Origin of the sequence: Bacteroides sp. DH3716P (genome assembly GCF_025914115.1) — a bacterium.
Taxonomy (GTDB): domain Bacteria; phylum Bacteroidota; class Bacteroidia; order Bacteroidales; family Bacteroidaceae; genus Bacteroides; species Bacteroides ovatus.
Genome location: NZ_CP083673.1, coordinates 2,882,510 through 2,900,703 on the forward strand (window position 1 = coordinate 2,882,510; position 18,194 = coordinate 2,900,703).

General features: G+C 43.9%; 18 protein-coding genes and 1 tRNA gene. 3 read left to right on the plus strand and 16 right to left on the minus strand.

What is annotated here, in order from left to right:
• Positions 1-148: 148 nt before the first annotated feature.
• From KQP79_RS10690 to KQP79_RS10715, 6 genes are all read right to left on the minus strand, one after another.
• Positions 149-1,420 (minus strand): phage integrase SAM-like domain-containing protein, encoded by a 1,272-nt coding sequence (locus KQP79_RS10690; protein WP_008646574.1) that lies wholly within the window; start codon positions 1,418-1,420, stop codon positions 149-151.
• Positions 1,421-1,561: 141 nt separating this feature from the next.
• Positions 1,562-1,635: transfer RNA gene (locus KQP79_RS10695), tRNA-Ile, on the minus strand.
• Positions 1,636-1,725: 90 nt separating this feature from the next.
• Positions 1,726-2,037, minus strand: coding sequence for a DUF4491 family protein (locus tag KQP79_RS10700; protein WP_004302581.1), 312 nt, complete (start codon positions 2,035-2,037; stop codon positions 1,726-1,728).
• Positions 2,038-2,042: 5 nt separating this feature from the next.
• Entirely contained in the window at positions 2,043-2,507 is a 465-nt protein-coding gene (locus tag KQP79_RS10705) for an Lrp/AsnC family transcriptional regulator (protein ID WP_004302580.1), read from the minus strand.
• A 160-nt stretch (positions 2,508-2,667) separates the two neighbouring features.
• A complete protein-coding gene (locus tag KQP79_RS10710) occupies positions 2,668-3,546 on the minus strand; it encodes an FKBP-type peptidyl-prolyl cis-trans isomerase (RefSeq protein WP_004323002.1) in 879 nt (292 codons plus the stop codon).
• Positions 3,547-3,566: 20 nt separating this feature from the next.
• Positions 3,567-4,151, minus strand: coding sequence for an FKBP-type peptidyl-prolyl cis-trans isomerase (locus tag KQP79_RS10715; RefSeq protein ID WP_004323004.1), 585 nt, complete (start codon positions 4,149-4,151; stop codon positions 3,567-3,569).
• A gap of 473 nt (positions 4,152-4,624) precedes the next feature.
• Here KQP79_RS10715 and KQP79_RS10720 point away from each other — a divergent pair, with 473 nt between their 5' ends.
• Entirely contained in the window at positions 4,625-5,323 is a 699-nt protein-coding gene (locus KQP79_RS10720; protein ID WP_004302577.1) for an SIR2 family NAD-dependent protein deacylase, read from the plus strand.
• A 20-nt stretch (positions 5,324-5,343) separates the two neighbouring features.
• On the opposite strand, the gene KQP79_RS10725 is transcribed toward KQP79_RS10720, so the two are convergent.
• From KQP79_RS10725 to KQP79_RS10735, 3 genes are all read right to left on the minus strand, one after another.
• On the minus strand, positions 5,344-5,568 hold the full coding sequence (locus KQP79_RS10725) for a hypothetical protein (RefSeq protein ID WP_004311131.1): 225 nt from the start codon (positions 5,566-5,568) through the stop codon (positions 5,344-5,346).
• Between the two features lie 13 nt (positions 5,569-5,581).
• Positions 5,582-5,932, minus strand: a complete 351-nt coding sequence (locus KQP79_RS10730; RefSeq protein ID WP_004302575.1) for a helix-turn-helix domain-containing protein — start codon at positions 5,930-5,932, stop codon at positions 5,582-5,584.
• Positions 5,933-6,002: 70 nt separating this feature from the next.
• Positions 6,003-6,779 carry a class I SAM-dependent methyltransferase gene (locus KQP79_RS10735; RefSeq protein WP_004323006.1) on the minus strand — a complete coding sequence of 259 codons (777 nt, stop codon included), beginning with the start codon at positions 6,777-6,779 and terminating at the stop codon, positions 6,003-6,005.
• Between the two features lie 442 nt (positions 6,780-7,221).
• Here KQP79_RS10735 and KQP79_RS10740 point away from each other — a divergent pair, with 442 nt between their 5' ends.
• Both KQP79_RS10740 and KQP79_RS10745 read left to right on the plus strand, forming a co-directional pair.
• Positions 7,222-8,079 (plus strand): SGNH/GDSL hydrolase family protein, encoded by an 858-nt coding sequence (locus KQP79_RS10740; RefSeq protein ID WP_004323008.1) that lies wholly within the window; start codon positions 7,222-7,224, stop codon positions 8,077-8,079.
• A gap of 92 nt (positions 8,080-8,171) precedes the next feature.
• On the plus strand, positions 8,172-10,562 hold the full coding sequence (locus KQP79_RS10745; protein WP_061448427.1) for a glycosyl hydrolase 115 family protein: 2,391 nt from the start codon (positions 8,172-8,174) through the stop codon (positions 10,560-10,562).
• Here KQP79_RS10745 and KQP79_RS10750 read toward each other — a convergent pair.
• The 7 genes from KQP79_RS10750 to KQP79_RS10780 all read right to left on the minus strand — a co-directional run bounded on the left by KQP79_RS10750 (position 10,549) and on the right by KQP79_RS10780 (position 18,125).
• Entirely contained in the window at positions 10,549-11,298 is a 750-nt protein-coding gene (locus KQP79_RS10750; protein ID WP_004311135.1) for a glycosyltransferase family 2 protein, read from the minus strand. The genes KQP79_RS10745 and KQP79_RS10750 overlap by 14 nt on opposite strands.
• Positions 11,291-12,556, minus strand: a complete 1,266-nt coding sequence (locus KQP79_RS10755; RefSeq protein WP_061448428.1) for a glycosyltransferase family 4 protein — start codon at positions 12,554-12,556, stop codon at positions 11,291-11,293. Before KQP79_RS10755 ends, KQP79_RS10750 begins: the two co-directional genes overlap by 8 nt.
• Before the next feature lie 10 nt (positions 12,557-12,566).
• On the minus strand, positions 12,567-13,685 hold the full coding sequence (locus KQP79_RS10760; RefSeq protein ID WP_004296594.1) for a glycosyltransferase family 4 protein: 1,119 nt from the start codon (positions 13,683-13,685) through the stop codon (positions 12,567-12,569).
• Positions 13,658-14,680: a hypothetical protein gene (locus KQP79_RS10765; RefSeq protein WP_004311137.1), complete on the minus strand. Its 1,023-nt coding sequence runs from the start codon at positions 14,678-14,680 to the stop codon at positions 13,658-13,660. The genes KQP79_RS10760 and KQP79_RS10765 overlap by 28 nt, the downstream gene beginning before the upstream one ends.
• On the minus strand, positions 14,677-15,540 hold the full coding sequence (locus KQP79_RS10770) for a LicD family protein (protein WP_061448429.1): 864 nt from the start codon (positions 15,538-15,540) through the stop codon (positions 14,677-14,679). Before KQP79_RS10770 ends, KQP79_RS10765 begins: the two co-directional genes overlap by 4 nt.
• Before the next feature lie 79 nt (positions 15,541-15,619).
• The gene (locus KQP79_RS10775) at positions 15,620-16,681 is read right to left on the minus strand and encodes a hypothetical protein (protein ID WP_061448430.1); all 1,062 of its coding nucleotides are present in this window, start codon (positions 16,679-16,681) and stop codon (positions 15,620-15,622) included.
• Entirely contained in the window at positions 16,668-18,125 is a 1,458-nt protein-coding gene (locus tag KQP79_RS10780) for a lipopolysaccharide biosynthesis protein (RefSeq protein ID WP_004311140.1), read from the minus strand. Before KQP79_RS10780 ends, KQP79_RS10775 begins: the two co-directional genes overlap by 14 nt.
• Positions 18,126-18,194 lie beyond the last annotated feature (69 nt).

Consider the following 18,194-nt stretch of genomic DNA (forward strand, 5'->3'; position numbering starts at 1 on the left):
AGTATTCCGTGAGTATGGGTTCTATCTTCTTTAATTCTGGAATTGGTAGTATGTAATCTCTCATATCGCTTCTTATTAGTGCTGTAAAGATAAATAATGCTGCTCCATTACACAATAGAACAGCATTACAAATTACTACAGAATGTAATTACATTCTACCAAATACGTACTTCACGACCTTCGCATTAGCTCTGTTCTCGTTGGCGAAATCCCGCTCAATGTAGATGTCCGTTACCCTCATTGTTTCATCAACATGGTTTAACGCTGCATGGACTGTATATTTGTCAATTCCCACTTTATTGAGTGCTATGGTAGCCCATGAGTGCCTTGCTGCATAATATTCCAAGTCGTCAATCTCTAATAATGTTCCAATCTCCTTTAAACCATAGTTTATGGCTTTATTAAAACCTTTCTCGTCAACGTAATATTGATAGAAATTGAAGAGGCGTTTACCTGTCTCATCCTTATACTTCTCAATGAGTGGTTGGGCTAATTTAGGTATATCAACCTTCATTTGAGCTTTATCCAGTCTGCGGTCTTTAGTCTTGGTACGATTATATATAATTGTATTGTCTTTCATTTCAGTGGCATTGTATAAGTCTGCTGAATTCATCCCCATAAGGCAGAATGATAGAATGAAGCAATCTTTAGCCAAATTATAACGGCACGTAGCTTTGTAACCTTTCTTCATGTCCTTATATGGTAACTTCCATACCTTCTTTATAATATCTGCAGATATAGCTCTTTTACGGGTAGCTTCTTGTTTGGGTATTTCAAGTTCTATGAAGGGTGAGTTGGGAATTAAGATTAAATTCTTATCCTTCTTATTATACCTCTTCTTGGCTTCATTGAACAACTTCTTGATACTTATCAAATAAAGGGAGAGTGAACGATTAGAAGGTACACGTTTGCCTTGCTGCATTAATCTTTTAGTCCGTATCTCACGTTCTTTATTCAAGAATGATTTGAAGTCTTCTAAGAAGTCAAGAGTAATTAGATTAATATCCAACTCCTCCTTACCTATGAAACGCACTAAAGCATTAATGGCAGTTGTATAATTGGGTGCACCTTTGATTGTAGTTGAGGCTATCCATTCACGACTGAATTTAATGAAATCTATTACTTGGTTCTTCTCATGTTCATGGTTTAATAACTCCAATATGTCCTCTAATGTGTAATTATTCTGGTCTATTTGAAGTTTGTTACACCGTTCTTTGTAGTATACTACCAGATTATCAATCTCCTTCTTAATAGGAGTACCTTCCTTGAATTTGAAGTCTTTAGTAAGTTCTTTAGGTGTTATGAATAGGTTTGTAGATAATCTTCTTACCTTTCTATTCATTGTAAACCTTACCTTGACATTGTATGTCTTATCACTCCTCTGTTTGTCCTGTTGGACTTCTGCTTTAATTGTTAGCATTTTAACCTATTAATTTGGGGTCAACAATAGGTCAACAACTACCTAAATTAAGGCTAATATTACCGAAGCAACAGACTTATATCTGGTGGGTTTACAAACTAAAAGAGGCTCTATTCCCTTAGGAATGAGCCTCTTAGTTTGTGGACCAGCCTGGGCTTGAACCAGGGACCTCCAGATTATGAGTCTGTTGCTCTAACCAACTGAGCTACAAGTCCGATGTATCCTTTGTTGGATGCGGTGACAAAAGTAGTATTTTCCCTCGAATTATGCAAATCCTTTTGATAAAAAACTACGATACTTTATTTTTAGAACTTATATTTGCGCTTCGGGTTCTTGGGGAACCATCCTTTTTGTACCCGTTCTTCCTGTTCGAAGACCTCTTTAATCGTCCAGAAGGAAGAAAATGCAAACACGCCAAGCAAAGAAGATAAAATCACATTATCGATGCTTAATGAGGCGACCACACCGGCTATGCCGAGTACCAGAAATATCCACCAGCATTTTGTACCCCAATAGTATTCGGCCTTTACCACGACGGGGTGAAAAAGGCCGATAATCAAAAAGGTACATATTCCGATGAATAACCCCGCAAGGTGATATTCATTTAGAAATTCCATCACAATTATTTTTCAACGCGGATGGGGATTTCTTTCTTGATACTCTGTTCCAGAGAAATCAATGTCTCGGTAGCTACCACACCCGGTATTTCTTGCATTTTGTTATTCAGCAAATCCATCAGATGTTCGTTGTCGCATGCATAAAGCTTTGTCAGCATTGTGTACGGACCTGTAGTGAAATGACATTCCACAATTTCGGGAATCTTTTGTAGTTCCGCTACGACAGATTTGTACATGGAGCCTTTTTCCAGTTTGATACCCACGTAGGTACAAGTTCTGTATCCCAATGATTTCGGGTTCACATGGTAACCAGAGCCTACAATGACACCTAGGTCAATCAGTCTTTGCACACGCTGATGGATAGCTGCGCGTGACACTCCACATTCGGCTGCTACGTCTTTAAAAGGGATGCGGGCATTCTGGGAGATAATCTCTAGGATCTGCCTGTCGAGGTTGTCTATTCTTTCCATAATAATAAATTGTAATTTCCTGTTGTTATCAAATAGTAAGCAAATATAGAGATTTATTTTAATTATTCTTCTTTTCGGAGAAAAAAAATAGGAAAAAGCAAAAAAAAGAGGTACAAACGTTTTGCACCTCTTTCCTTTTTCTATTTAGAAAAGAACTTTCTTATTTCTTATCTTTTTCGATGCCCAACAGTTCAACTTCGAAAATCAAAGTAGAGAACGGTTTGATTTGATTGCCAGATTCTCTAGCACCGTAAGCAAGTTCTTGCGGGATGTAAAGTTCCCATTTAGAACCTACAGGCATCATAGTCAATGCTTCTGTCCAACCTTTGATTACTTGGTTGGCACGGAAAGTAGACGGTTCGTTACGTTTGTAAGAGCTGTCGAATTCTGTTCCGTCAATCAAAGTACCTTTGTAGTTCACTTTCACTTTGCAAGTGTCAGCAGGAATTTCACCTTTGCCTTCAGTGATTACTTTGTATTGCAGACCGCTTGCAGTTGTTTTTACGCCGTCTTTAGTCTTGTTTTCAGCAAGGAATTTTTCGTTTTCAGCTTTATAGTCAGCATATTTTTCTTCCAAAGCTTTTGCTTTGATAGTTTCCATAGCTGTACGAGTATATTCTTGAGCTGCTTCCATAGTCATTACACCGCCTTTTTCCAAAGTACCTGCGATGAAACCTGCCATGAAGTTTTCTTTGCTGATAGTTTTAGTAGAGTCAGTGCCAAACAATTCCTGGTTGATACCTTTCATCATCTGGTTGCTGATTTGCTGACCGATTTGCAGACCTGCCATGTAAGCGATGTCTTTTTTGCTAGTCTTGTTTGCACCTTCATTCAAACCTTTGATGAAGTCTGCCATATAAGCAGTATCAACGTCCAGACGACCTGTCAGATAGCCTTTCAGACCTTGAGTCTGCGCCATACCGATAGAATAAGACAGTGAGTCGATGTCTGATTTCAGATTTGCTTTAGGAGCTTGAGCTGTACAAGAAGCAAGGCTTGCAGCAGCGGCGATTGCCATAAAAATACTAACTTTTTTCATTTTGCTTTGAAATTTTTTATTTATAATACTTCGAGTAATTCTACTTCAAAAATGAGTGTGCTGTGAGGAGGAATCATTTCTCCGGCACCTCTTGCGCCATAAGCGAGTTCTGACGGAATATACAGTTTCCATTTAGAACCTTCCGGCATTAGCTGTAAAGCTTCCACCCATCCCGGGATTACTTGGTTGACACCGAATACAGCCGGTTCTCCGCGTTGGATAGAGCTGTCGAACAGTGTACCGTCGATCAATGTTCCTTCATAGTGGCATCTTACCTGGTCGGTAGCTTTCGGCTTTTTGCCTGTACCTTCTTTGATGATTTCATATTGTAGTCCGCTGGGAAGAACAACTACGCCCGGTCCTTTTTTGTTTTCTTCGAGGAAAGCTTGTCCTTGCTCGATAGCAACGGCACCCATTTTAGCTTCCAGTTCTTCGAAATACTTGTTTACTATTTCGCGGGCTTCATTGTGGCTGATAGCCGTCTGATTGCCTTCCAATACGTCTTTGATTGCTTGTGCGAAATCATCTACCGCAAGGTTTCCGATTCCCATGCTTGATAAGTTTTGACCAATTCCGAGGCCAATAGAGTAACTGAATTTATCCATATAATGTTTTTTGTTGGCGATTGAAATGTATCACCTTCATGGTTTTAGCTTTCAATCAATTGCAAATTTATGAATCGCAAAAGTACGTGTTTTATTTGAATGATTTAGCATTTGCTATTTAAAAATTCTTATATCTGTGAAAGATAATCGCTTTTCTTTAAAGAATTAGTTTTTTTGTTCGTAGGATTTAATCGGCTTATTCTTATAATTTAGATTTGTTTATGCAGGTAATTAATCGTCTGACAGCTGTTGAACTTGCGTCTGACAATTGTTGTTTTTTCGTCTGACAACTGTCAGACGAAAGAATAACAGTAGTCAGACGAATAGTTGTTGCCATAAATGATGCTAACTATCTGCATCTTTCATCTTAAAGTTCTGCATAAATTGGATTATATTAAGCGTGAGAAAGTGTTCTTTTATTCGATGATTCTGATTACATTTGTGTGGCTATTAAAAAAGAAGGAGGAATAGTAATGAAGAATCTGGTAGTTTTGACGGGTGCGGGTATGAGTGCCGAGAGTGGGATTAGTACATTTCGCGATGCAGGCGGTTTGTGGGATAGGTATCCTGTGGAGCAGGTGGCCACTCCTGAAGGTTATCAGCGTGACCCGGCTTTAGTGATTAATTTCTATAATGAGCGTCGGAAACAGTTGTTGGAGGTGAAACCGAACCGTGGGCATGAACTGTTGGCGGAACTGGAGAAAAGCTTCCATGTGACGGTGGTGACACAGAATATTGATAACTTGCACGAACGTGCCGGGAGTAGCCACATCATTCATCTGCATGGCGAACTGACGAAAGTGTGTTCCAGCAGAGATCCTCATAATCCCCACTACATAAAAGAACTGAAACCGGAAGAATATGAAGTGAAGATGGGAGACAAGGCCGGCGACGGCACTCAATTGCGACCTTTTATCGTATGGTTTGGAGAAGCTGTGCCGGAAATTGAAACCGCCATCCAATATGTGGAGAAAGCGGATATTTTCGTCATTATCGGTACGTCGCTTAACGTATATCCTGCGGCGGGGCTGCTTCATTATGTACCGAGAGGAGCAGAGGTGTATCTGATTGATCCGAAACCGGTAGATACGCATACTTCCCGTTCGATACATGTAATTCAGAAGGGAGCTTCTGAAGGAGTGGCTGAATTGAAACAGTTGTTGGGAGTTTGAGAGGTTTTCTTTTCCCGGTTTTATTCCAGTTCGGTGGCAAAAATATGATTGTTCCGGAGTACTTCCGATATTTCGAGTGCAGAGATATCCCTGCACTCGATTCTTAATATTTTCTCCCAGTCCTCAAAGTCCACATTCCATTTGTCTATTTGGGGGAACTCTGCCAAAAGCTCTCCTATGCGCTTGATGTCACGCCTTTGGGTGATAGAAGTTCGAAAAATCAGAATCTTATTTTCTTTTTCCATATTCTTTAGGGTTTTATTTTAATGAACGGAACTCCCGGATCGTCATACTGAAATGTAACCTGAAATTGCGACTTAAAAGTGAAAGGCTGCTAAAGCCGCAAAGACGGGCGATTTCGGTGGCGGAAAGTTCCTTGTTTCGTTTTAATAATAGGGCTGCTTTTTCAATCCGAGTGCGTTTGATATAATCCGTAGGCGTTTCGCCCGTCAGGATTGTAAATACGCGATGGAAGTGGAAAGGAGAAAAGCAGGCGATACCTGCCATTTTCTGTAATGATAACGGCTGGTCTATGTGATTGTGAATATAGTCGGTCACTTTATTGATCCGTAACTGATATTCCTGTTTATTGATATCTTTCGTCTCCATGTTTTCTGCAAAGTAAAGGATAATAAATGCCGGAGAGTTGTCCTATCTTGCTAACTTCTCCGGCAGATAATCAATCTTTTTTTTGTCCTATATAGAATACGTAGCCGTAGTATTCTTTATACTTATTATATAGGCTCTCTTCATACCGTTGCCCGGTGATGAGGTCTGCGGCTGCGTCATTTCCTGCATATTCCTTCAAAAAAGCTTCCTGAACAGGGAACTGGGGAGCGTAAAAATGCTCAAGCCAGCAATTTTCCGGTAAAATGAAATGGGCTGTCGGGATATATCCTGCTTTTTCCATTTGCATTATCTTTCTTGGAATCGTATCGATTTCCGGGTAATTGGCCATCCAGAAGTCTTCTATTTCGGAGGGACGTTCCGGGGTGAACCAGGAGGCTTCCGTTACAGCGATAAATCCGTTCTTTTTCAGGAATTTGTTCCATTCGTTCATGCCGCGTTCGAATCCTATGTTATAGATAGCGCCTTCGGACCAGATCAGATCGAGTTCTTCCTCTTGAAATGGCAGAGCGTCCATGGAACCGACGATACCCTTTACTCTGTCTTCACAATGGGCTTCTATTGCATTTTTGTTGAATAGCTCGATAAAGTCGGGGAAAAGGTCGATACCTGTAATTTGTCCTTTCGTATAGTTGGCTAATGCCATTGTCTGACCGCCTGTGCCACAGCCAATGTCGGCTATTCGTGCCTTGTCGGACAGTTCGTTGATGAAGCTTACGGCTTTTTGTGTGATTTCAGGACTTCCGGGACCTTGACGTTTTAATGCCTTGAAGTAATTACATATCAGTGTAAAATCGAATTCGTGGATTGATTTAAAATCGTTACTCATTGTTTTAATGTTTTAGTTGTACGGCGAATGGAGGCATATAATGATGCTTGCAACCATTTGACCATACAAATAGTTTGAAAATTTAGATATAGAAAATAACTCTGAGAAGAGTATGTCAGAAAACATAAGGGATAATCTGTAATGAGAGGAAGGCTTACAGATTATTTACAGAACGGAATCCTTATGGAATGAAAATGAGTTAAACATCCAATTATTTCTTTTAGTTTGTGACAAAGATAGGGTTTTAGCTGCAAAACTCAATGATAACTTGATTGAAAAAAGACTGTAAACCTGTATTTTAGCAAGAATAGTCAAATAGGAATATGTTTATATATCCGGTTGCATGGATGAGATTGATCGTCCAAATTGATTGAAACTACATTTTTTTGAGTTATTTTTGTCGAATATTAAATACAAATCTCTCATTTAATGTATGATACCGATGAAAAGCAAATTATTACTCACATGTACCATCCTGTTTTTCTGTTCCTCTTTTCTGTGCGGACAGAATCAATCTTCTAAAGTGGCAAACTCTGTTGAAACGAATAATGGATGCATCCGGCACCCGTGGCAAGGAAAAAGAGTGGGATATTTGGGAGACTCTATTACAGATCCCAACTGTTATGGTGACAAGATAAAGAAATACTGGGATTTTCTGCAGGAATGGCTGGGAATCACTCCTTATGTATATGGTATCAGTGGCAGGCAATGGAATGATGTGCCCCGGCAAGCCGAGCAACTGAAGAAAGAACACGGTGGAGAAGTAGATGCTATCGTGATTTTGATGGGTACGAATGATTTTAATGACGGTGTACCTATTGGAGAATGGTTTACGGAAACAGAAGAACAAGTGATGGCAGCCCGTGGGCAAACCCAAAAGCTGGAAACCCGTAAGAAACGCACTCCTATAATGGATGGAAGCACGTATAAGGGACGTATCAACATAGGAATCAATAGACTGAAACAACTCTTCCCGGACAAGCAGATTGTGTTGCTGACCCCGTTGCACCGTTCACTGGCCAATTTTGGAGAAACGAATGTGCAACCGGATGAAAACTACCAGAATAGTTGTGGCGAATATGTGGATGCCTACGTGCAGGCTGTTAAAGAAGCCGGCAATGTGTGGGGAGTCCCCGTGATTGATTTTAATGCGGTAACCGGATTGAATCCGATGGTGGAAGAACAACTGATTTATTTCTATGATGCGGGATATGACCGTTTGCATCCCAGCACGAAAGGACAGATACGCATGGCACGAACGCTGATGTATCAGTTGTTTGCGTTGCCTGCTACATTTTAAATAGGTCGGACAGAATTCTATGAAATTGTACACTATTCTATAGTACATTTTCTGCAAACCTGTAATTTTGTCTTCTATAAATAATAGAACCTATGAGACATAAACTTCTGTTTTCTTTTTTCATCTTTTTGATAGTTGCTTTACCGATTCGTAGTAAGGATTTTGTTTTGACTTCCGGTCAAACAGTTGTCATCGCTTGCAGCCCTTCTGAAGAACTGGTTGTACGAACCGCATTGGAAATGCTGGGGCGTGATATTCAGACAGTATTGTCGTCGACTACCCAAGCGAATGAGAAAACAGGTGAAATTGTGATAGGAACGGTGGGGCAGAGTGAGCTTATCAGCCGGACCGGCATAGATGTTTCTGCGCTAAAAGGCAAGAAGCAGGCTTTTCTATTATCTGTTTCTCCGGAGGGTAAATTGATCGTAGCCGGCAGTGACAAACATGGTACGGCTTATGGAATACTCGAAATATCCCGTTTGTTAGGTGTCTCTCCCTGGGAATGGTGGGCGGACGTAACTCCGGAAAAGAAGAAACTTTTTAAGCTATCTTCCAAATTCCAAAGTCTTCAGGCTCCTTCGGTGGAATATCGGGGTATATTTATTAATGATGAAGACTGGGGCTTGATGCCATGGAGCAGTCGGACCTATGAACCTTCAAAAGTGAAAGGTGAGATAGGCCCGCGTACCAACGAGCGTATTTTTGAACTCTTACTTCGTCTGCGTGCCAACACCTATTGGCCTGCAATGCACGAATGTACACTTCCTTTCTTCCTGACCAAAAGCAATCGGGAAGCTGCCAAGAAATATGGAATCTTCATCGGTGCTTCCCATTGCGAACCGATGGCTTGCAGCGCTGCCGGCGAGTGGAAACGAAGAGGGGAAGGGGCTTATGATTATGTGAATAATGCTCCGGCTGTTTACAAATTCTGGGAAGACCGTGTAAAAGAGGTGGCAGATCAGGAAATACTCTATACGTTGGGTATGCGTGGTGTACACGATGGCAAGATGCAGGGAGCGAAGACGGTGGAAGAACAGAAGGCCGTAATAGATCGTGTGTTTGCAGATCAACGCGGGTTGATTGAAAAATATGTTGATAAGGATGTAACTAAAGTCCCGCAGGTTTTTATCCCTTATAAAGAGGTACTCGACATTTATCATGCCGGATTACAGGTGCCCGATGATGTAACATTGATGTGGTGTGACGATAACTATGGCTATATCCGCCATTTTCCTACGGCCGAAGAATGCGCACGTAAAGGAGGGAATGGAGTCTATTATCATGTTTCTTATTGGGGACGTCCGCACGACCATCTCTGGTTGAGTACGATGAGCCCGTATCTGATTTTCCAACAAATGAAGCTGGCTTACGATCGAGGCATACAGAAGATGTGGATACTGAATGTCGGAGATATCAAGCCTGCCGAGTATCAGATAGAGTTGTTTATGGATATGGCCTGGAATATAGAAGCTGTGGCCTCGGAAGGAGTGACCTCTCATCTGAAACACTGGCTGGAACGGGAATTGGGAGCTTCGTGCGCAAAGGCAGTATTACCTGTGATGCAGGAACACTATCGTCTGGCCCATATTCGTAAACCTGAATTTATGGGAAATACGAGGGAAGAGGAGAAAGATCCTGTTTATCGTGTTGTCAAAGATCTCCCATGGAGTGAAAAAGAAATCAACGGACGTTTGCAGGCTTATGATAAATTGTCGGAGACAGTGGAACGGGCAGCTTTGAAAATCCCATCCGGCAGACAAAGTGCCTATTTTGAATTGGTGAAATACCCGGTGCAAGCTGCTACACAGATGAACCGGAAATTGCTATATGCCCAATTAGCCCGCCACGGAAAAGCGGACTGGGAGAAAAGTGATCTTGCCTATGACAGCATTGTAGTATTGACAAAACAGTATAACTCACTGGAAGATGGAAAGTGGAACCGCATGATGGATTTCCAACCCCGAAAACTCCCCGTATTCAATCGCGTGGAAAGAAAAACGGCTACTTCTCCGATGATGAAAGAGCGTGTAGCTATCTATAAATGGAACGGCTTGGATGGGAAGAATATCCCGAATAGTAAGACCTTGAATGCGCGGAAAGGAACTTCTGCTATTTGTGAGGGCCTGGGATATGAAAGCAAAGCGACAGGCATTGACAAGGGAGATGCACTGATGTTCTCTTTTGACAACTGGAAAACAGACTCGGTAGAGGTTGACATCCGCTTGTTGCCTAATCATCCTGTGAGAGGAGATCAATTACGTTTCTCAATATCGTTGGACGATGCAGCGCCTGAAGTGATCTCTTATGAAACGAAAGGACGGAGTGAAGAATGGAAAGAGAACGTGCTGCGCAATCAAGCCATCCGAACGGTTCGACTTCCGGTATCCGGAAAGAAGTCCCACAAATTGGTAATCAAGGCATTGGACGAAGGAGTGATATTAGACCAGGTGATGCTTTATATGCCTTCGCCTACTGGTGAGTAACTGCACGGATCACGAACCATGCATGATGCGCCACGGTTCCAATCAGCCCGTAATGCTTTGCCATGATCCGAAATCTTTCTTTGAGGGATGCTTTCTGATTCCGGGTAGTCATTCCCTCCTCCAGATAGTCGATGATTGTCAGGTGGGTATTGTGCAAAGTACGTGCTTTCTTCATGATGCGGATGCACCAGTCGAAATCTGCAGAAAAGCGATATTGCAGATTATATGGCTCTACGAGCGTGTGGCGGGGGAAGAATGCCTGGTGGCAGACTAACATTCCCTGTTTGAAACTTTTCCAGGTGAGCGTTTCAGGGGCGGACAATCTGCGCATCCGCAGGAAATGCCTGTCCTTGTCTACGATAGCGGTTTCTCCGTAAAGTATATCGGGCAGTTCATTGCCGTTGATGGTGTGCACCATTTGTTGCAGCGTATCATCCTCATGAAAACAGTCGCCTGCATTCAGGAAACAGAGATAATCACCGCTGGCAAGGGCGATGCCCTTATTCATAGCGTCATACAGTCCTTTGTCGGGTTCGCTGACGACGGTGTGTATGCGTGACCGGTAGCGGTTGATAATAGAGAGGGTTCCATCCTTGGAAGCTCCATCCACGATAATATATTCTATATGATGATAGGTTTGTGAAATAACACTTTGAATCGTGTCTTCCAATACCTTTTCAGCATTGTATGTCACCGTAATGATAGAGAACTTGGGAGTAGGATGGACACTATGCATATTTCCCCGTTATTTTATTGTAGACATCTGTATATTTCTTTGCAACGATACTCTCCGAATAATTACCCAGAACCTTGCGGCAGGCCTGTGCAGAGAGTTCGTTGTATTCCGGTTCCGTCAATATCCAATGTATGCCGTTGGCAAAATCTTCCGAGGATTTGTATTGTGCCACGTAGCCGTTGTGCAGATGATCGATCATTTCGGGGATACCTCCCACATTAAAACCGACACAAGGCACTCCACAGGCCATTGCTTCCATAATCATATTGGGAAGATTCTCTTCCAGAGACGGGATGGCGAAGAGGTCTACGGCATTGTAGATATTCACTACTTCATGCTCATTTTTGATATAAGGGAGCGGGTATACATGGAAAGGAAGTTGTTCCTGTAACTGCTGCGACTGGTTGCCGAATACGACTACACCCAGTGAGTCTTTCCATTCCGGATGCTTTTCTGCTAACAGTTTGCATGCCCCAATCAGATAGTCGACCCCTTTTCGTTTATCGGTGATCTTTAATGAGCCGAACAAAACTAGTTTCTTACCTTCCGGCAACATGAATTTGGCACGCGCTTCCTTCTTGTTCATGGGTTTGAACAAGTTGGTATTAATAGCGTTCGGAATATTGATCACGCTTTTCCCTTCAAATAATGCACTGGTCTGGGCTTGTTCCTTCAGCCAATGGCTGCACGTGACGAAATGAATGGGAGCGTAGCTGTATAACTTCTGTTTTTTGCGGAACGTGCGATAGGATAAATCCTTTCGTCCCCCGCCTTTGTAGATGTACGGACAGTCGTGACATTCCCGCTGATAGTTGTTGCACTCCCGTGCGTAATGGCAGATGCCGGTGCATGGCCACATATCGTGCATGGTCCAGACTACGGGTTTGCCGGAGGTCAGTATCTTTCGTATATCGTTCAGTGAGAGCATTCCCTGGTTGATCCAATGCAGATGGATCACGTCGGCTTGGCGGAATTCCGGGAGTGAGGTGATGTCTGTACCTGTGTTGGCGATGTCTACGTCAAACAAATGGTAACGCCGGAAACGGTTGGCACTCCAGATCACAATCCGTTCCCACATGAACTTCCACACTTGCAACCAGTTACTTTTTAAGCGGACAACACTGATTTGGTCGGTCTGTTTGTCACGTACCAGCATTTTGGCTTTGATGCCGTTGTTTTTCAGTGACTCCATCAACCGGCTTGCTGCGATGGCTGCTCCTCCTATTCGTTCAGATGTATTTATAATCAGGACTCTCATGGGCAAAAGTTTATGCAAATGTACGGTTTTTAGAGGAAATGTTTGATATTTCCAGCAAGCTTTCTGCTATTTCGCGTGAAAAGATTTCGAGGTTGAAACGTTCTTCCGCCAGTTTGCGGGCATTCTCTCCCATGCGCCGTGCCTCTTCGGGGTGGTCGGCGATGTAGCGGATAGCGTCTATCCAGCCTTGTACGTCGTTATATTCTACGGTGATGCCTATTCCTTCCTTGTCGATGTCTATTTCGAAGTTGGGGTTGCGCGAACAGATGACGGGGATGCCGAGGGCGAATGCTTCCACGAGCGTGGTCAGTCCTACGGTATAGGGGAAGTCCAGGCAGCAGATCACGATGCAACTTTTGCGTGCCACCAGTTTCCCCAGTTCGTAGGGAATCACTCCGTCGGTATAATGGATGCGAATGGAGTCGGGCAATGCATACGGGTCGATGATCTTTTTATAGTTGATGTTACCGCATGAGACGGCAATGTACAAATCCAGTTTCTCGTTCGTTGCGGCAAATGCCTGGAGCAAGGTGTCTACGTCCCGGTTTTCTTTACCGGTGGAGATAAATCCTTCGGGCTTCCGGTCGGGCATTTCTGCAAGCAGGTGGTCGTAGAAAGGAAGATCCGGTCCCCAATGGATGAGTTTCAGTTTGTGGGACGGTGCTTTCCGGGTTTTCTGCGAGTCCTGAATCAGTTTCCGACTGAACAGGAACATTTGGTCTATACCTTTGTAGAAAAGGCGGGAGATTTGTTCGCGCCACGGTTTGGGATTGGTCACGACTGCCGTATGATGCCAGATCACGATGGGTTTGCGATACAGTCCCAGGGCACGGAGGAAGATGACGGGCTCTATACCCCGGAAAGAGGTGGCGTAGAGGACGTCGTATTTCTCCTTGCAGAAGAGAATCTCTTTGGTGGCGTAAAGCATGAGTTTCAGACGGCCGGAGAAATATTTGCATTTGTGCATCACGGAGTGTATTCCGTAATTCTCCAGTAAAGGAAGTCCGTATAAAATGTGTCCGGGGAATTTATATTCTTTCCATTCCTCGTAGCTTTCCCGTGTGAGGCGGGTATGGTAAAAATAAATAGTAAGCAACTTATTTAGTGGTGCTTGTTTCTTTTCAGCCATTTGTTGATTCGGTTTTTGACAGCTTTCGTAATGATGGAGAAATTGCCGTATTTCAGGTTGAGGAACAGTTCTTCGAACGAACGTCCGATCTTGATCCACGGATGATCCCAGCCCATGATGCGGTAAACGCTCTCTTTGTAGGCAACGTTTTCGATGACGTAGCGGGGATGTTTCAGTGGAAAATCCACCTCATAGCGCTTCATCGTGAAGATGCGGCGGTAACCTTTGGGCAGGGTATGAATCGAGCCGGCGAAATGGGTGGAATCTGCCGTTGCTCCCAAGTTATTAATCATGTTGCGGGTAGGCACGATGCTTAGCCCGGAGTTGAACAGTATGGAGGCGTGGAAGATCGTTTCATAAAAGGCTTTCTGCTGTTCCCGGTGACGCTGGCACATGTAGATAAAGTCGCTCCGGAATTTGCGTTCCTTGATAAGCTGTTCCAGTTGTTGCATATTGAAGGAGTCGTCCAGGAAGTTGTAGAACTCATCCCATTGGTCGACTACCCGTTTCCAGCTTGCCCATCCCCAGATAGAGAAGGTGGTGGTAAAGAAATAGTCATAGGGCATATCTTGGGTGATTTCTTCGGGGTTAAATCCGGCAATCATGCTGATGCGGGTGTCATATTCGTATTTATCCAGCATCTCCTTGCAGAATTGGAAAAAGGAGACGGCGGGCACATCGTCGTCTTCCAATACGATGCACTTGTCGACTTTCGAAAAGGCCCATTTCTGCGAAATGTACTCCGAAGGGTCGCAGCCGAAATTCTTTTCCTGATAAAGCCGTTCTACTTCACATTCCCAGTCTATCTGTGATACGATTTCACGGCAGGCTTTTATTCCGGGCAGGTCACGTTCGTTTCGTGCTCCGTCCTGATAGAGGAAGAGGCGGGACGGACGCGCTTTCTTCACTTGCTCGAACACTTGCGACAACTGTTGCGGGCGGTTGAAGAACAGGATAAGTACCGGGACGTCTACTAAAGCGGATTTCATATTCATAGTTCTTGTTTTGGGGTTGTACTGAATGACAGGGCGGCAGGATAGTGGTTGTTCACTTTTTCCTGCTCTTCTTCTGTAAATCGATGCAGGGTTGGATAGTTGTAACGCAAAAATCCTTCCAGGTCGTCGGGGGCGGTCACTGTGAGAGGACCGAATTTCACGGGTTGCAGGTGGCGGATGCTTTCTACGGTTACGTGGTCGGCAGTGGCCATTACGTTGTTATAGTAACGGGTGTTTCGTGAGTTGAAACAGCTTTGAACTGACACCAGCATGCGGTAGATTGCTTTTTTAGAGAAAAGCAGGTCGACTACCCTGTTCAGGAAGCAGGAGAAGGCTCCCCGGTTCGTGGGATTCTCTATTTCACATGTACCGAAGTGTTTCCACATCCATATCTCTTTTCCCATCAGGCAGCATTTGAGGAAGCCGAGTGCTTCGGATTGTATTCTTCGCAGCAGCTTGTTGTCGGGAATTTTGTCGAATGGGAATATATCGACAAAAATGCCCGGATGCATCGGGACATTCTTGAACATTTCTTCTACAAAAAGGGTGTCGTTTTTCTTGACTTTGGCAAAATAATACGGGGTATGAGGGTCTGTCTCTATCCATGAAAGGAAGTAGGAAGGACCCAGTTCCTCGGGAGCTACTTTCAGAAATTTGTTGTAGTTCTCCCGCGTCATGCCTATGTCAATATCATCATCCCAGGGGAGAACCGCTTGGTCGTAGAGTGCACCGATTGCCGTGCCGCCAATCACAAAATAGGGAATGTTGTGCTTCTGACACACCCGGATGGTTTCTCCCAATATGTCGTAGAGTTCGGCATGTAATAAATCAAGCTCTTCGGCTGTATATTTCTTGTTCATCGGAAATGGTTAATGCACGTTGTGCTACAAAAGTAGTAATTATATTGCTAAGTTACTATAACTTTAAGTTACTATCATTTTAAGTTCCCTTGCATGTTGAGTTTCCTTGCATAAATTCGATGGCCACTTGTCCTCGTCCCGGTATGGGAAGGACGGATGCTTGCGGAAAGTCCTTGAGCAGACAGTCTGCCGGATTGATGTCCGGATAGAATTTCTTCAATAGGAACAGGCTGGGGCCGGTAGTGATGCTTCCTATAAAGACGGAGGCGTCCATCAATATCTGTATCGAGGAAAGGAAACGTGCCATTTGTTTCTGTTTCAGCTCTTTGGTGGTCTGCGTGAAAGCGCTGTTGACATATCCTTTTTCGTCGGGGCTGCAAAGGGTGTACCAGTGTATGTCCGGGGCAAGGGTTTGTACTTGTTCGAAAAGGCGGTAATCGTCCGTTAATACAAAGACGTCGCGTAGGGCGGTCTTTTCTTTAATAAGCCGTATGTAGTGTTCCGGTGGAAGCAGGTTGGTTTCGGTGATCTTGTCTCCTCCGCGTATTTGGCATCCTGCGTATTGAGGCGGAAGTTGCAGGCTGGCGGCAAATTGGAGACATTCCTGTGCGGTGGTGTCGTTGAGTTTCCAGGTGATTTCCGTCAGCTTTTGGAAGGTGTGGAGGTAGTCACCGTCTATTCCCAGTTCGGGGATATGGAAATGCTGGTTGGGGTTGAACGTCACTTGGAAGTTGAGTCGGACCGGTTTGCCATACGTGAAGAAAGCAAGGGCTTTTCCGATGATGTTCTTACAGGTTACTTTCAGTTTCCATTTCAGTAACTTCGTCTTAGGCAGCTTTTTGTCTTTCATCAATGCCTGCCAGGAGGGGAGGCGATGGGTGTTATAAGTGTGATGAAACGGTTCGTGCACTTGCTCGCAGAAGGGGGCGAAACAATCTTCCCAACCTTTTTCCCATCCGAAGTTGGCGTCGTCGGAGTAGAGCTTGAACTGTATTTTGTGTTGCAGGCAATAAAGCATTGCGTGAAGCATATAGGTATATTCGGTGAAGAAACCGGCATCTATACCTATGTGATAAATCATCGTCTTTTTGAAAGAACTATTCAGAAGATGGTATCGGGTGGCAAGGTCATTTGGGTTCATGTGTCTTCTTTTTGATGAAATATTGAATGCTTTCTTTAAAAGTAACCGATCGGCTGCCCCACATGGTTGCTACGTAGAGTGCTGCAGCAAGCACTATCTTGCTTGCCAGGCGGAGATAAATATTCTCGATGGAGCGGGTGGTGTAATAGGTGATTACCATAACCGTAGCCGCAATGGCAGCATAAGGAAGTATGTCCATCAGGGCATGGCGAAGCTTCAATCCTATTTCCTGCCATACAAAGTAGTGCCATGTCAGTAGCCACAGTATATTGGTGGATACATAGACGGCGAGCATGGCATAGATACCGTGTGAGTGGACTAACAGAACGCCTGACAGTAGAATTATGCCGAGCGCTATGGTGTTCCACATATAGATGCGGGATTTCCCTTTGCTGATGATGAGCTGCTGATAGAGGTATGCGATGGGAGCAAAGGCTCCGCTGATACACAGTATTTGCATGATTAATATGCTGGAATACCACTTGTCAGTGATGGTGATGATAATCAGCTCTTCCGATACGATTCCCAATCCCAACATGGCGGGAAACGAGACAAAAGCGGTGAAACGCAGCATTTTGCGAAATACCCGTTTTTGCCGTTCAAGGTCGTCGGACACTTTGGTGAGTACCGGTTGCGCTACTCCGTTTATCATGCCGGAGATGAAGAGTTGGCCCATGCCGCACCATTTATTGGCTTGGTTGTAATATCCTACTTCTTTTTCGCTGTAGAATTTACCCAGTATCACGGAAAACAGATTGTTATTGATGTGATTGAATACATTGGTAACCAGTAGTTTCCCACTGAATCCGAACATTTCCTTAATCGGGGTGAAGTTGAACTGCAAGCTCGGTCGCCAACGGGTGAAATACCAGTAACAGGCTGTGTTGATGGTTACGTAAACGATGCTTTGCGTAGCAATTCCCCAATAAGAGAAACCAAAGTAGGCAAGAGTGACTCCGGTGATTCCGGACACGGTGAGTCCGATAACCGAAGACAATGCCCGCTGTTTGACCATCAGATTACGCAGGAGATAGGCACTGTGGGATATTCCCAGACTGGCAATGAAGAAGCCGATAAAAGAATAACGTGCCAGTGGTGTCAGTTCGGGAGTATCGTAAAAGTCAGCGATAAGCGGTGCACAGAGGAATAACAGCAGGTACAGCGACAGACTGATGGCCGCGTTGAACCAGAATACGGCATTGTAATCATTGTGCGTCACTTCTTTCTTATTAACAAGGGCAGCTGTGAAACCACTTTCCTGTATCGAACTGGCAATGAGGGAGAAGATGGCCAACATTCCCACCATTCCATAATCTGACGGAGTGAGCAACCGCGCGAGGAATATTCCGAAAAGCAGATTTAACAACTGCTGTATGCCGTTGCTGAATCCTCCCCAAAATAGTCCTTTGGCCGTCTTTTCTTTTAGTGACTGATTCTCGCTCATGTTATTTGCAAAGAATACATGAAAAGGCTATGCGTGATGATAGCTTTTCATGTATTCCCTATTCTAGTT